Genomic DNA, 14,933 nt, shown 5'->3' on the forward strand with positions numbered 1-14,933 from the left:
TCAGCCGTTCTCGGTGGGGTCGACGGGCCGTACGCCGAAGTGGGCGAGCAGCGCCGTACAGGAACGGCAGGGCGGGGCGTAACTTCCGTGCAGTGGGTCGCCGTCCTCGCGGATGCGGCGCGCGGTCAGCTTGGCGTGCTTGAGGGAGCGCCGTGCCTCGCCGTGGGTCAGGGGTTTTCGCCGGGCTCTCTTGGAGCGGGCGGCCTCGGCGGCGGTGAGGTGACGGGAGAGCAGTATGGCCTCGGGGCAGCGGCCGGTGAACCGTTCACGCTGGCCGCTCGTGAGGGTGTCGAGGAAGTCCTGCACGAGGAAGTGGAGGGCGGGCGGCTGGTCGGCCTTGCCCGCGGTGCAGGTGAGGGTCTCGCCGCGGACGGAGAGCGCGGCGGCGACGGCCGGCAGGATGCCGTCCCTGCGCTGCCGGACGGTCGGCGGTAGCTGCTCCTCGGTGGCACGCCAGCTCAGCCGCGGGTCGCCGGAGGCTCGCGGGTCGCCGGAGGCTCTCGGAGCGCCGGGAACGCCCGAGGCGTCGGTCCTGCCGGTGGTGCGTGGAGCGGTGTACTCGGCGCGCTCCGTGTGCTGTGCGGTGTGCATGGTGCTGGTCCCCTCCCCTCACCGGCGGCCGGTAGCCGTCGGTGTCACGCCCCCCATGTTGCTGGGACAGCCTGCCAAATGTGACGCACTGTGGGGAAGCTGGGGAGCCGATCCGCGTAGATCGGCGTGGATCGGTGTAGATCGTGACGTGGAATCGTCGCTGGGCCACGCGGGGAGTGACCGTTCGTCACCGGGTGCGAGGGGTGGTGCCGGGGCGTCCTCGGGGTGCCCGCCGCCGTGGGGTGGACGTAGCTGACTGTCACCGGCCGGAGGCGGGGCGCGGGGCGGGATCCGGCCGGGGGAGGAGCGTCGCGGGCGCCTCTTGCCCCACCGCATAGGCTGTGCTGGACCAGGGCTGTGGAACCAGCCGGAAGCGCAGCAGGGGGCAACCGCCATGACGACAGGTCGGCTCGGGCAGCAAGCCGCGCCACCGAACGCGGCCTATGCCGGGCAGGTCGTGCATTTCCCGGACCCGGTCCGGGCCTCCCGGCATCCCAGAGGTGTACGGGTGGGTGCCGACGGCTACCCGGATTTCGCGCCGTACGCGCGCGCCGCCGCCGAGATAGCCGAGCCCCCGGAGGGGTTCGGCGTGGACGAACTGCGGCTGACGGACTACGTGTCCGCGAACGCCGCGCTGGCCGCGGCGGGCCATGAGCTGTGGGACACGATCGCGCCGGTGGCGACGCCGCACGGCTGGACCTGGCACCACGTGGCGGGTTCGCGCCGGATGGAGCTGGTGCCGGTCGAGGTGAAGGCGCTGCTGCGGCACCACGGCGGTCTGGCGACGGCGCCGGTGGACCACGGCAAGCGGGGTACGCGTCCGCTCCAGGAGACCCGGCCGGTGCACTTCGGGCTGCCGAAGGTGTCGGCGTCGGTGAGCGAGCAGCAGGTGCTGGGCGTGGAGGAGGACCTGGGCTACCGGCTGCCGGGCTCCTACCGCTCGTTCCTGAAGGCGGCGGGCGGCTGCGCGCCGGTGGGCGCGGCGCTCGACGCGGAGCTGGGGCTGCTGGTGGACCAGCCGTTCTTCACGGTGCGGGACGAGGCCGCGGTCAACGACCTGGTGTACGTCAACAAGTGCCTGCGGGACCATCTCACCAAGGACTATCTGGCGGTGGCCTTCGCGCAGGGCGGGCTGCTCGCGGTGAAGGTGCGGGGCGAGCGGGCCGGTTCGGTCTGGTTCTCCGCGTACGACGACGCCCGGGACCAGGACGGCTGGGGTGTCCAGGAGCGGGTGGAGCGGCTGCTCCTGCCGTGCGGCGACGACTTCGACGCGTTCCTGCTGCGGCTGGCGGGCAGCCCGCCGGAGCTGGAGACCGTGGCGAACCTGATGGTGGACGGCGGCTTCGCGCGCGCCGTCCCGGTGGAGGGATGAGCGCGGTGGTGACCTTCGCGCAGGCGCAGGAGCGCGCGGAAGACTGGGTGAACGGCGAGGTGCCCGGCTACCAGCACCGTGAGGTGCGGGTGCGGGAGTTCGAACTCGGCTTCGTGGCATGGGCGGAGGACCGCGAGAACGGTCCGACGTCGGACGGCGGCCGGCAGCGGCTGGTGATCGCGCGGGACAGCGGTGAGGCGACGCTGTGGCCGGGGCTGCCGGTGGGCGAGGTCATACGCCGGTACGAGGAGGAGTACGGGACGCGGGGCGAGCCGCAGGCCGCCGCGGCGCCCGAGGCGCCGGCGCGTATCGATCTGAACCAGACGTCGTTCCTGCTGACGCCGCCGGAGTGGTTGCAGGACGCGGCGGACAAGATCGGCATTCCGGACCGCAGGAAGCCGGCGGACCCGTCCGCCGCTCCAGGCGCTTCGGCCACTCCGGGTGCTCCGAGCACTCCGGGTGCTCCCGGTGCTTCGGTGCCCGGCGGTGCCGGCGGCGGCTCCCTCGGCGGTGGTGGCGGCTCGCTCGGTGGTGGCGGTTCCCTCGGCGGCGGTTACGGCGCGGGCTCGGCCGGGGCGCCCGGCGCGGGCGCCTCGCAGGGCAGCTCCGCCCGCCCCGCCGCGTACGAGCCCACGGCCAACGACGGTGTGCCCGCCCCGGTGTCCGCCCCGCCGCCCGGGGCGACGCCCTGGACCGGGATCGACACCAGCGAGACGTCCACCTCGCCGGACGCGGGCTCCGTACCGCTGCCCGCGACGGTCTTCGCGCCGCCGCTCGCCGGTGCCGACGACGATGACACCCCGCCGCCGAGCGTGCCCGCCGAGGCGCCGACCGCGCTGATGTCCGGCGGCAGCCAGTTGCCCCGTACGACGCTGGCGTCCGCGCTGAGCCCTCCGGAGACCGGAACTCCGGTGCCGGGCGCCCCGGGTGCTCCCGGTGCTCCTGGCGCTCCCGGTGCTCCGGGCGCTCCGGGCTCCGGCTCCGGCAGCGGTGACATCGCCGACGCCGCGACGAGCAAGGCCGCCGTACCGCCGCGTGGCGCGCGCGGGAGCGGCGGCGTGGTACCGCCGCCGCCCGGCGCGCCGGGCGTTCCCGGTGCGACCCCGCCGCCCGTCGCCCCGCCGGCGCCGTCGGGTCCGGGTACGCCCGGTGCCCCGGCCGGTGGCTACCTGCCGACGCAGATGGCGCCGAGCATCGGCTCCCACATCCCGCAGCCGCCCGGTCCGCCCGGCGCGCCGGGCACTCCGCCCGGTCCGCCGCCCGGCGGTGTGCACCAGGCGGCCACGATGTTCGCGGACCCCAGCCAGGGCCAGGGCATCCCGGGCGCCCGGCCCCCGCAGCCGCCGGGCCCGCCCGGTGCGCCGGGTGCCCCTGGGGCGCCCAGCGCCCCGGGTGTTCCGGGTGTTCCGGGTGTTCCGGGAGCCCCAGGCGCCCCCGGTACGCCCCCCGGTGGGGTCCATCACGCCGCGACGATGCTGGCGGGACCGGACCGGACGGGTGGCGGCTCCGTACCGCCGCCGTCGGCCCCCCGGCCGCCCGGTCCGCCGCCCGGCGCCCCCGGCATGCCGCAGGGCACGCCGCCCGGCGGGATCCCCGGTGGCCCCGGCGTCCCTGGCGGACCCGGCCCCGTACCCCCGTCGTACGGTTACCCGCCGCAGCCGTCGGGGCTGCCGACCGTCGGCCCCGGCTACCAGGCCGTGCTGCGCTACCGCGCGCCCGACGGCTCCGAGGCGCAGCTCATCCGGCGTTCCGCGCCCGGCACCCCGCACCCCGAGTGGCAGATCCTGCACGAGCTGCGCGGGATGAACGTGCCGCCGCAGCAGGTGCTCGAACTCCACACGGAGCTGGAGTCGTGCGAGCTGCCCGGCGGCTACTGCGCGCGGATGATCCGGGAGACCTGGCCGCAGGTGCGGATCACCAGCGTCGCCCCGTACGGTCAGGACCACGCCAGCCGGCAGCAGGGCATGCAGCATCTCCTCACCCACCAGGGCGAGTTGCACCAGGTCGCGGACGGTCCCGCGCGCCCCGCGCCGGTCCGGGCGCCGCTGCCGCAGGTGGCGCCTGCGCCGCCGGTGCCGCCGGAGGGGATCGCGCAGGAGCTGGCGGGGGCGTTCGGCCCGCAGGGCATCTGCCGGTTCGACCAGCGCGCCGTGTCCCGGCAGGGCGTGCCCGAGCTGGTGGCGCGCACCCTGGTGTGGGCGGGGCTGCCGGCCGACTTCGGGCCGTTCTTCTGGGCGCAGCCCCCGCAGCCGGTGGTGCCGACGCTGGCCGAACTGGCCGCGCAGCGGCAGGTTCCGGCCGCCCCGGACGCGGGTTCGTACCTGGTGATGGGCAGCGACTTCGGGCGGGCGCTCTGCGTCCAGTACGGTACGGCGCACATCATGGCCGTACCGGTGGAGGCGGGTCCCGGCGGGCAGTCGGTGCCGCCGCAGTTCGTGAACACCGGGCTGCCGGAGTTCACGCGCTCGCTGGCGCTGCTGGGACGGATGTGGCGGCTGCGCTTCGGGCTGACCCCGGAGCAGGCGGGTCGCTGGACCGTCGACTTCCAGGCGCAGTTGGCGGCGCTGGACCCGGCGGCGCTGTCGTCGCCGGAGAACTGGTGGTCGGTGCTGCTGGAGCAGATGTGGGACGGATTGCTGTGACGGTTCGTTAGGACACACGCGTCGGTACGGATGACCGAGGCGCCCACCGCATGGCGGTGGGCGCCTCGCTGTACCCGACCTGACTCTCTGATTCTGTGGTCTGCCCGAGAGGGGCTTTCAAGAATGGGTGGTGCACCGTTGTCGGATCATGGCTTCGTGCCCGTACGTGGTCGTGGTTACCGTCCCGAACAGGTCGACCGGGAGTACGCCGCGCTGACCCAGGACCGCGACGACGCCCTGGAGCGGGTCGCCCAACTCACCTCCCTGGCCGACCGGATGGTGGGCGAGGCGGAAACGCTCGCGGCGCGGGTGGCGGCGCTGGAGCCGCCGACGTACGAGAACCTGGGCCGCCGCGCCCAGCAGATCCTGGCCCTCGCGCGGCTGGAGGACGAGACGCTGCGGGCCGAGGTGCGCGAGGAGTGCCGGGCGGCGCTCGCGGCGGCGGAGTCCGGGGCGAGGAACATACGTGACGCCGCGCGCGAACAGGGCGACGGCGTACGGGCGGACGCGGAGGCGCACGCCGAGCGCGTGATCGGGGCGGCGCGGGACGCGGCCGACGAGGCGCGCGACGAGGCGCGGAACGAGGGCGCGGAGCACCGGGCGGAGGCGCTCGCGGAGCTCCAGGAGGTGCGCCGGCGTACGGAGCGGCTGCTGGAGGAGCTGGAGCAGAAGCACACGGACCGGCTCGCGGCGACGGATCGCGAGATCGCGGCGCGGGAGGCGGCGCTGGAGGCACAGACGGCCGAACTCACCGAGCGGGCGCAGGCGAAGCTGACGGAGGCGCAGCGGGGGCTCTCGGCGGCGGGCGAGCAGGCGCGCCACCGTGAGGAGGACGCGCAGGACCAGGCGGACGAGCTGAAGGCACAGGCCAGGGCGCGCGCGGACTCGGTGGCGCGGGACACGGAGCGGCTGGTACGGACCCACGAGGAGGCGCGCGAGGAGATGCGGGCGCACATGGCGCACGTACGGAACAGCCTGGCGGCGCTGACCGGGAGGGCCCCGACGGAGGAGTGAGAGCGGGCCGACGCCGGGCCGACGGGGGACCGGCGGGGCCCGTACGGGGGACGTCAGGTCGAGGCCGCTTGACTTGGAGAGCGCTCCAATTCGTAGCTTTCACGACATGACCACGCACCAGAACCAGAACCAGAACCAGAATGAGAACGAGGGCCGGGACGAGGGCCGGGGCCAGCACAGGATCGGCTCCGGTTTCGGGGCACGGAGCACCACGGACGACGTGCTGCGCGGGATCGATCTCACGGGGAAGCTCGCGCTCGTCACCGGCGGATACTCGGGCCTCGGCCTGGAGACCACGCGGGCGCTGGCCGCCGCTGGCGCCCGGGTCGTCGTACCGGCGCGGCGGCGCTCGACGGCCGAGGAGGCGGTCGGCGCCCTCGGCACGGCGGACGGGGCCGGAGGCGTCGAGGTGGACGAGCTGGACCTCGGGGACCTGGAGAGCGTGCGGTCCTTCGCCGACCGCTTCCTCGCCTCGGACCGCCCGATCGACCTGATGATCAACAGCGCGGGCATCATGGCCTGCCCGGAGACCCGGGTCGGCCCCGGCTGGGAAGCCCAGTTCGCCACCAACCACCTCGGCCATCACGCGCTGGTCAACCGCCTCTGGCCGGCGCTCGCCAGGGGCGGGGCGCGCGGCGGGGCGCGGGTCGTCTCGGTGTCGTCCCGGGGCCATCAGTTCTCGGACATCCGCTGGGACGACCTGGGGTTCGAGCGCGGCTACGACAAGTGGCAGGCGTACGGGCAGGCGAAGACGGCCAACGCGCTCTTCGCGGTACGGCTGGACGAGCTGGGCCAGGAGGCCGGCGTACGGGCGTTCTCGCTGCACCCCGGCGAGATCCTGACGCCGCTGGCGCGCCATGTCACCGAGGAGGAGCAGCGCGCCGCCGGCTGGATCGACGAGCGGGGCAACCTGGTGGGGACGTTCAAGACGCCCGAGCAGGGCGCGGCGACACAGGTGTGGGCGGCGACGTCTCCGCGGCTGGCGGGGACGGGCGGCCTCTACGCCGAGGACTGCGACATCGCCGAGCCCGCGGTGGCCGCCCCCGAACTGGTCCCGGGTGTGCGCGACTGGGCGACGGATCCGGTGGCGGCGGCGCGCCTGTGGGAGCTGTCCGCCGAACTGACGGGCGTCAACGCCTTCGCCTGAGCGCCGAGTTCCCGGGGCTTACGGGGTTACGGGGCTTACGGGTCCTGCTGGTCCTGCTGGTCCGGCGGAGGGTCCGGGAGCACCGGGAAGCGGCGCGGCGCCAGGAAGAGCAGGGCGAGGAGGGCGAGCGCGCCCGCCCCCGCCGCGCCCACGTAGACATGGTCGACGGCCGTGTCCATCGCCCGGCGCAGATAGTCCGCCGCCTCGGCGCTCAGGGACCCCGGATCCTCCAGGGCCCGCGCGACCCCGTCCACGTCCTCGGGCAGGCCGGGTGTGGGCGCGCTCGCCAGCCGCGCGGAGAGCACGGAGTTGGCGACCGCGCCGAACACCGCGGCGCCCACGCTCTGGCCGATCAGCCGGCAGAAGAGGATGGACGCGGTGGCCGTGCCCCGCTCCGACCAGCCGACCGTCGACTGCACCCCGATGATCAGCGGAAGCTGGAACAGACCCAGCGCCGCGCCCAGCAGCAGCATGATCAGCGTCGGCTGCCAGGCGTGCCCGGGGTAGGGGAGCAGGGGGAAGGCGAGCAGGACCAGCGTCGCGAGCGAGATGCCGATGACGGCGGTCTGCCGGAAGCCGATGCGGTTGTAGACCCGGTTCGAGAGGGCCGCGCTGACCGGCCAGCTCAGGGTCATGGCGGAGAGCACGAACCCGGCGGCGATGGGGCCGAGCCCGAGGACGGACTGCGCGTACGTCGGGAGGAAGACGGTCGGGGCGACCATCAGCAGCCCCAGGGCACCGAGCGCGAGGTTGACGGCCGCGATGGTGCGGCGGCGCCAGACCCATCCCGGGATGATCGGCTCCGCGGCCCGGCGTTCGATGACGACGGTGAACGCGGCGAGGACCGCGCTGGAGCCGAGGAACGCCAGCGACGGTACGGAGAGCCAGGGCCAGGCGACGCCGCCCTGGACGAGCGCGGTGAGCAGGAGCGCACCGGTCGCGAAGACGCCCACGGCGCCCGCCCAGTCGGTACGCGGCCGGGACCGGGCCGCCCGGCCCGCCCCCGACGCCGTACCGGCACCGCTTCCCGTACCCGTACCCGTACCCGTACCCGTACCCGACGCCGTACCGGCACCGTTCCGTGCGCGCTGCGGCTCGTGGAGGTACCTGACGACCAGCCAGAGCGCCACCGCCCCGACCGGCAGGTTGATCAGGAAGATCCAGCGCCAGTCCGCGTACCCCGCGATGAACCCGCCCACCGCCGGGCCCGCCACGGACGACGAGGCCCAGACCGTCGACAGCCTGGCCTGGATCTTCGGGCGTTCCTTGAGCGGGTAGAGATCGGCGGCGATGGTCTGCACCGTGCCCTGGAGCGCCCCGCCGCCCAGCCCCTGGACGACGCGGAAGGCGATCAGGGAGGCCATGTTCCAGGCGGTGGCGCAGAGCAGCGAGCCGATGAGGAAGAGGATGATGCCGGCGACCAGCACGGGCTTGCGGCCGAGGGTGTCGGAGAGCTTTCCGTACACGGGCAGCGTGACCGTGACGGCGAGCAGATAGCCGGAGAACAGCCAGGAGAAGACGGCGAATCCGCCGAGGTCGCCGACGATCTGCGGGACGGCCGTGGAGACGATGGTGCCGTCCAGCGCGGCGAGCGCCATCCCGAGCATGAGCGCGGCGACGACGGGGCCGCGCCCGCGCGGCGCGCGCGGCCCGCCGGGTATCGCCTCCGGTATCGCCTCAGTACGTCCCGTGTCCTCGGTACTTCCTCCGGCGCCGCTCACAAGATCCCTTCCCCGTACACGTATCTCGTCGGGGACACCTTCTCACCCGCACCTCGTACGGCGGGAGGGGACGAAACGGAGCTTCGGCCGCTCCTCCCACGGTTGTAGCCCCCTAGGGGGACCTCCCTACTTCTGTCCAGGGGCCGTTCGTCCCGGTGGAGGACGTACGGGCTCTCCCCGCTCCTTAGGTTGTTCTTACGTACACGGGAGCCCCCGTCACGGGCCCCGCGCCGGGGCTTCCCCACAACAGGGGAGTGGGGAAAACCCGGGCGAAAGACGGTGCCGGGCACCCACCGGCGAGCACCCACCTGCGAGCACCCACCGACGAGCACACCCGGCGCCCGCCTTCCCGCGCGGCTGGACGACGTTCCCGTACGCACACACATGGACGAACGCACACGCTCACGCGGTGTATCAAGCGAAATAGGAGACTTACCGTGACAACGGCTGTGACCATCCCCAGGCACGGGGGTACTGGAGGACCTACGGCCGTCGCGGCGCGAGCGCGGCAGGTCGTCAAGGCGTACGGCTCAGGGGACACCCGGGTCGTCGCGCTGGACCATGTCGATGTGGACATCGCCCGGGGGGAGTTCACCGCGATCATGGGCCCGTCCGGCTCTGGCAAGTCGACGCTGATGCACTGCCTCGCGGGTCTGGACACGGTCTCCTCCGGCGAGATCCACCTCGCCGAGACCGAGATAACCACGCTCAAGGACAAGCAGCTCACGCGGTTGCGCCGGGACCGTGTCGGCTTCATCTTCCAGGCGTTCAACCTGCTGCCGACGCTCAACGCCCTGGAGAACATCACGCTCCCCATGGACATCGCGGGCCGCAGGGCGGACAGCGCGTGGCTCCAGCAGGTCGTGGACACGGTGGGGCTCGCCGACCGTCTCCAGCACCGTCCGACCCAGCTCTCCGGCGGCCAGCAGCAGCGCGTCGCCGTGGCCCGCGCGCTCGCCGCGCGGCCCGAGATCATCTTCGGCGACGAGCCGACGGGGAACCTGGACTCGCGGGCCGGCGCCGAGGTCCTCGGCTTCCTGCGCCGCTCGGTGGACGACCTGGGGCAGACGATCGTGATGGTCACGCACGACCCGGTGGCCGCCTCGTACGCGGACCGGGTGCTGTATCTCGCGGACGGCCGGATCGTCGACGAGATGACGCGCCCGACCGCCGAAGCCGTACTCGACCGGATGAAGGACTTCGACGCGCGGGGGCGTACCTCGTGACCGTCCTCAAGACCTCGACGCGCAACTTCCTCGCGCACAAGGGACGCATGGCGCTCTCCGCCGTGGCGGTCCTGCTGTCGGTGGCGTTCGTCTGCGGCACGCTCGTCTTCACCGACACGATGAACACGACCTTCGACAAGCTCTTCGCCGCGTCCTCCGCCGATGTCACCGTCAGCGCGAAGGAGGCCGAGGACGCCTCGGAATCGGGTGGTTCGCAGACGGGCCGTCCCGGCTCGCTGCCCGCCTCCACGATCGGGACCGTACGGAAGGCGGAGGGCGTACGGTCCGTCGAGGGCGCCGTCAGCAGCATGAGCGTGACCGTCGTCGACGAAGCGAACAAGGACGTGGGCGGCAGCAACGGCGCCCCGACGATCGCCGGCAACTGGACCCGTAACGACCTGCGGTCGATGCGGATCACCTCCGGCCACGCGCCGCGCGGCCCGACCGAGGTGATGGTCGACGCCGACACCGCCGAGAAGCACCACCTCGCGATCGGCGACGAGCTGCGCACCATCGCCGTCACGGGCGACGTCACGGCGAAGATCTCCGGCGTCGCGACCTTCACCGTCACCAACCCCGGCGCGGCGGTCGTCTTCTTCGACACCGCCACCTCCCAGCGGGTCCTGCTGGGCGCCACCGGCCGCTTCACCCACCTCAACGTCACCGCCGACCAGGGGGTCGGCGACACGCGGCTCAAGCAGGACGTCGCGGCGGCGCTCGGGGCCGGCCCGTACCAGCTCCGGACGCAGCAGGAGGCCGCCGACGCGAACCGTTCCGACGTCGGCTCCTTCCTCGACGTCATGAAGTACGCGATGCTCGGCTTCGCCGGGATCGCCTTCCTCGTCGGCATCTTCCTCATCGTCAACACCTTCTCGATGCTGGTCGCGCAGCGGACCCGGGAGATCGGCCTGATGCGGGCCCTCGGGTCCAGCCGTAAGCAGGTCAACCGCTCGGTGCTGCTGGAGGCGGTGCTCCTCGGGATCATCGGCTCGGTGGCGGGCGTCGCCGCCGGGGTGGGGCTGGCCGTCGGGCTGATGAAGCTCATGTCCTCCATCGGCATGGACCTGTCCACCGACGATCTGACGGTGAAGTGGACGACCCCGGCGCTCGGCATGGTCCTCGGCGTCGTCGTCACGGTCGTCGCCGCGTACGTACCGGCACGGCGGGCCGGGAAGATCTCCCCGATGGCCGCGCTGCGCGACGCGGGGACCCCGGCGGACGGGCGTTCCGGATGGGTACGGGCGGTCATCGGCCTGGTCCTGACCGGCGCCGGCGGAGCCGCGCTGCTCCTGGCGGCGAGCTCCGGCAAGGCGAGCGAGGGCTCGCTCTACCTCGGCGTCGGCGTGGTCCTGACCCTTCTCGGCTTCGTCGTGATCGGCCCGCTCCTCGCGGGCGGCCTGGTCCGGGTGCTCGGCGCGGTGGTCCTGCGGATGTTCGGCCCGGTCGGCCGGATGGCGGAGCGCAACGCGCTGCGCAACCCGAGGCGTACGGGGGCGACGGGCGCGGCCCTGATGATCGGGCTCGCACTGGTGGCCTGCCTGTCGGTCGTCGGCTCCTCGATGGTGGCCTCCGCGACGGACGAGCTGGACCGGTCGGTCGGCGCGGACTTCATCATCCAGAGCGGCAACGGCCAGCCGATCGTGCCGCAGGCCCAGGCGGCGCTGGAGAAGGCGCCGGACATCGCGCACTTCACCGAGTACAAGTGGGTCGAGGTCCGGATGACCGCGCCGGACGGGAGGACGGACCGCGTCGGCCTGGCGGCGGCCGACCCGACGTACGCGACGGACCTGCGCCGCGAGACGGTGGGCGGTGAACTCACGGCGGCGTACGGCAAGGACGCGATGTCGGTCGGCGACGACTACGCGAAGCGGCACGGCGTCGAGGTCGGCGACGAGATGGCGGTGACCTTCGATGGCGGGCGGACCGCGAAGCTGAAGGTCGCGGCGATCACCTCGGACGACGTGAACGTCGACAAGGGCGCGATGTACGTCAACATCACGACCGTCGAGCGGTATCTGCCGGCCGACAAGCTCCCCAAGAACATGATCATGTTCGCGGCGGCCGAGGACGGTAAGGAGAAGCAGGCGTACACGGCCCTCAAGGACGCGCTGGCCGCCTACCCGCAGTACAAGGTGCAGAACCAGACGGACTTCAAGCAGGACCTGAAGGACCAGATCGGCCAGCTCCTCAACATCGTCTACGGCCTGCTGGCCCTCGCGATCATCGTCGCGGTGCTGGGCGTGGTGAACACCCTGGCCCTCTCGGTCGTCGAACGCACCCGCGAGATCGGCCTGCTCCGCGCCATCGGCCTCTCCCGCCGCCAGCTCCGCCGCATGATCCGCCTGGAGTCGGTCGTCATCGCCCTCTTCGGCGCGCTGCTGGGCCTGGGACTGGGCCTCGGCTGGGGCACATCGGCCCAGAAGCTGCTGGCCCTGGAGGGCCTGGGCATCCTGGAGATCCCCTGGCCCACCATCGCCACGGTCTTCGTGGCCTCGGCCTTCGTCGGCCTGTTCGCGGCCCTGGTCCCCGCGTTCCGGGCGGGCCGCATGAACGTCCTGAACGCGATCGCGACGGAGTAGGACGTACGAGGCGCGTGCGCACGCATGTACGTACGCACACCCCGGACCGGTACGGTGGTCACCCCGGCCCCGGTGGGCGTCCTCCAACGCCCATCGGGGCCGGAGTGCGTCTGCGGTGGCGCGGGCGGGGCCTGTCGGGGCGGGCCCGGGGTGTGTCATGACGGGCGGCCCGCCCCCTCCAGCTCCGATGATCGCGGCTCCAGGGCGCGCGTCAAGGGCGCTCCTGCGTCGCGTCGGCTGCGCCGATGTCGCTGCGCTCCACCCTTGACCCGCACCCTTCCGCCGCTGGTAGAGCTTTTTCGGGAGGGGGCGGGGGGGGGGGAGGGGTCCCCTGGGACACACGGCTGTGCCCTCGCTCCGTTCCAGGCTGGCGGTGGGTTCGCCCTGCGGGGCGCGCGGTAGTGGAGTGGGGCGGTGGCGCGTCTCGTCAAGCGTCCGTCGACCGGATGGCGGCCGGGCTTCATGCCCCGCTGGTCACTCGCCGTGGGTGGGGGCGGTGGTGAATGCGGCTTGGCCGGGACCGACTTGGCGGAGCTGGCCGACTTGGCGGAGGGGGCCGCCGTGACGGAGGAGGCCGACTTGGCGGAGGGGGCCGCCGTGACGGAGGAGGCCGGCTTGGCGGAGGGGGTCGACTTGGCGGAGCTGGGTGTGGCGCCGGGTCAGGTTGCGGTGCCGGGAGACCGATAGGGCGGCCCCATCAAGAAGCATGCACTATGCCCCACTTTGCCCTGGTTGGTTGGGGGTTGGTCATTCGTTGTTCCGTGACTGCGCGCAGCCAGCGCATCCATGCGGGACTCTCGGCACACAGATCCCCGTTGCGCACCACTCCCGCCCCGCACGTCACATCCGCCCCGACTCCACCCGACCCCTCCCACCCACGGCGGGTGACCAGCGGGGCATGAAGCTCAGCCGTCATCCGGTGGGGAGCCGCTTGACGAAAGCCGGGCCACCCCACTCCACGACCGCGCGCCCCGCAGGGCAAACCCACCCGCCAGCCTGGAACCGACCCCAGCGACAAGCAATGCTCCCCAGGGGACCCCTCCCCCCCCGCCCCCTCCCCACGCCTTTTCCAGCGGCGCAGGGGTGTGGGTCAAGGGTGGCCGGAGGCCATCGGCGAAGCCGACGCGAAGCGCCCTTGACGCACACCCCGGAGCCGCGATCATCGAACCAGGGAGGGGGCGGGCCGCCCGCCATGAAGCACCCCCGGCCCACCCCGATTACGTGACGAGCAGCGACACCTGTTCGCCGTCGCGCGTGACGCTCAGGCGGGCCCGGTCGCGTTCCGGGCGGCCGCGCTCCTCCCAGCGCCGGTAGGAGCGTTCCGCCTCGTCCCACAGGGAGCGCGGTCCGTACTGCGTGACCGCGTACTCGCCGGCCCCCGGGACGTGGTCGGCCGCCGCCCAGGAGCTTTGGTCGTCCGCCAGGATCCAGAAGGTCGCCTCACCGCTGTCGTCGTCCGCGTCGACCCGCACGTACCAGGCGTCGGGCAGGTCGAGGCCGATGAAGAACAGGGCGTCGGGGTCGCCGTCGAAGGTGAGGGGCGACAGGGCCGTACGGGACTCGACGGCCTCCTCCCGATGGTGCAGGAAGTCGGCGAGGTGGCCCCGGTGCGGGCGGTTGTGGCGGGTGCGCATGAAGGCGGGGTATCCGGTGAAGCGGCCGTGTGCCTCGCCGTCGGTCACCTCCAGCACGGCGAAGCTGTACGGGAAGAAACTTCCGCCCCAGGGGGTGATGATCCGGCCCGTGGGCGCCTGCTCGACCCAGGCGTACGGGACCTCGGGCACGGTGTACGTCGCGATGACGCGATCGTAGGGAGCCTGGTCCGGCCATCCGTACTCGCCGGGCCCGCAGAACACCTGGGGGTGGAAACCGGCCGCGTCGAGGTTCCTGGCGGCCTGCTCGGCCAGTGCCGGATCGATGTCGACGCTGGTGACCTGGTCCGAGCCCAGGCGGTGGGCGAGCCAGGCCGCGTTGTAGCCGGTGGCCGCGCCGAGCTCCAGGACGCGCTGTCCCTCCCGTACCTCCAGGAGGTCCAGCATCTCCAGCATGATGCTCGGCAGGGAACTGGAGGAGGTCGGCAACCGATAGGTGCCTTCAGGGGTTTCCCGGCCGTCGTTGATCTGGGTGATGATGTGCAGGTCGTCGTAGACGGCGGCGAGCCACCACTCCGGACTCTCATCCCGGGAGATCGCGGAACCTCCGGCCTCGATCGTGTCCGGCAGGAACAACTCGCGCCGGACGGCGCCCACTGTGTCCGCCCATCCGGTGGGGACCACCCCCTGGGAGGTCAGGATCTCCAGCAGGCGCGCCGGGGTGCTCACGTCAGGTCACGTGTCCTTACTTCTTAGGGGGCGGCTCTCTGTCCAGAAGCCTCCCGCACCAGCATGACGCCACGCAGTCTTCCGTATGCACAACGTCACGACAAAGGGGCACTGTTGAGCGCCCCCACTCCCACCGCCCCCCGCCCCCGCACCGCCGGGAAACAGCCATCGCCCCGCCCCCTCCGGCCCCGTACCCCCGCTCCGGCCGCCACTGTCGTACCGGCGTCGTACGCTGGAGAACCCCGGCCCGTGCGACGTGTCGGGCCCTTCGCGTTGTCCCTCACGCCCCCTCACGAGCCACCGCTTGTCCCTCACGCCCC

9 protein-coding genes are annotated in these 14,933 nt (G+C 73.0%); 6 read left to right on the forward strand and 3 right to left on the reverse strand.

What is annotated here, in order from left to right:
* Entirely contained in the window at window positions 1-591 is a 591-nt protein-coding gene (locus ACIBJC_RS14450; protein ID WP_399291955.1) for a YwqJ-related putative deaminase, read from the reverse strand.
* Between the two features lie 394 nt (window positions 592-985).
* Between ACIBJC_RS14450 and ACIBJC_RS14455 the strand changes: the two genes are divergently transcribed.
* The 4 genes from ACIBJC_RS14455 (at window position 986) to ACIBJC_RS14470 (ending at window position 6,766) form a co-directional block, all read left to right on the forward strand.
* The gene (locus tag ACIBJC_RS14455) at window positions 986-1,963 is read left to right on the forward strand and encodes an SMI1/KNR4 family protein (protein WP_399291957.1); all 978 of its coding nucleotides are present in this window, start codon (window positions 986-988) and stop codon (window positions 1,961-1,963) included.
* Window positions 1,960-4,605, forward strand: a complete 2,646-nt coding sequence (locus tag ACIBJC_RS14460) for an SUKH-4 family immunity protein (protein ID WP_399291958.1) — start codon at window positions 1,960-1,962, stop codon at window positions 4,603-4,605. The genes ACIBJC_RS14455 and ACIBJC_RS14460 overlap by 4 nt, the downstream gene beginning before the upstream one ends.
* Before the next feature lie 156 nt (window positions 4,606-4,761).
* Complete coding sequence (locus ACIBJC_RS14465; protein ID WP_399291960.1) at window positions 4,762-5,619, forward strand: cellulose-binding protein; 858 nt, start codon at window positions 4,762-4,764, stop codon at window positions 5,617-5,619.
* Window positions 5,620-5,725: 106 nt separating this feature from the next.
* On the forward strand, window positions 5,726-6,766 hold the full coding sequence (locus ACIBJC_RS14470) for an SDR family NAD(P)-dependent oxidoreductase (protein WP_399291961.1): 1,041 nt from the start codon (window positions 5,726-5,728) through the stop codon (window positions 6,764-6,766).
* A 35-nt stretch (window positions 6,767-6,801) separates the two neighbouring features.
* Here the strand turns inward: ACIBJC_RS14470 and ACIBJC_RS14475 are convergent, their stop codons facing one another.
* Window positions 6,802-8,373, reverse strand: a complete 1,572-nt coding sequence (locus tag ACIBJC_RS14475; RefSeq protein WP_399292352.1) for an MFS transporter — start codon at window positions 8,371-8,373, stop codon at window positions 6,802-6,804.
* 551 nt (window positions 8,374-8,924) lie between these two features.
* On the opposite strand from ACIBJC_RS14475, the gene ACIBJC_RS14480 reads away from it, so the two are divergent.
* Window positions 8,925-9,713 (forward strand): ABC transporter ATP-binding protein, encoded by a 789-nt coding sequence (locus tag ACIBJC_RS14480; protein WP_399291963.1) that lies wholly within the window; start codon window positions 8,925-8,927, stop codon window positions 9,711-9,713.
* Complete coding sequence (locus ACIBJC_RS14485; RefSeq protein ID WP_399291965.1) at window positions 9,710-12,292, forward strand: ABC transporter permease; 2,583 nt, start codon at window positions 9,710-9,712, stop codon at window positions 12,290-12,292. Before ACIBJC_RS14480 ends, ACIBJC_RS14485 begins: the two co-directional genes overlap by 4 nt.
* 1,217 nt (window positions 12,293-13,509) lie before the next feature.
* Here ACIBJC_RS14485 and ACIBJC_RS14490 read toward each other — a convergent pair.
* Entirely contained in the window at window positions 13,510-14,613 is a 1,104-nt protein-coding gene (locus ACIBJC_RS14490; protein ID WP_399291967.1) for a methyltransferase domain-containing protein, read from the reverse strand.
* Window positions 14,614-14,933: the final 320 nt, after the last annotated feature.

The sequence above is a fragment of the Streptomyces sp. NPDC050509 genome (assembly GCF_044457965.1).
Classification (GTDB): Bacteria; Actinomycetota; Actinomycetes; order Streptomycetales; family Streptomycetaceae; genus Streptomyces.

Excerpts from the sequence above, each read along its gene's own strand:
- ACIBJC_RS14470 (WP_399291961.1), top strand. The coding sequence starts at position 5,726 with ATGACCACGCACCAGAACCAGAACCAGAACCAGAATGAGAACGAGGGC.
- ACIBJC_RS14460 (WP_399291958.1), top strand. The coding sequence starts at position 1,960 with ATGAGCGCGGTGGTGACCTTCGCGCAGGCGCAGGAGCGCGCGGAAGAC.
- ACIBJC_RS14455 (WP_399291957.1), top strand. The coding sequence starts at position 986 with ATGACGACAGGTCGGCTCGGGCAGCAAGCCGCGCCACCGAACGCGGCC.
- ACIBJC_RS14475 (WP_399292352.1), bottom strand. The coding sequence starts at position 8,373 with ATGCTCGGGATGGCGCTCGCCGCGCTGGACGGCACCATCGTCTCCACG.
- ACIBJC_RS14450 (WP_399291955.1), bottom strand. The coding sequence starts at position 591 with ATGCACACCGCACAGCACACGGAGCGCGCCGAGTACACCGCTCCACGC.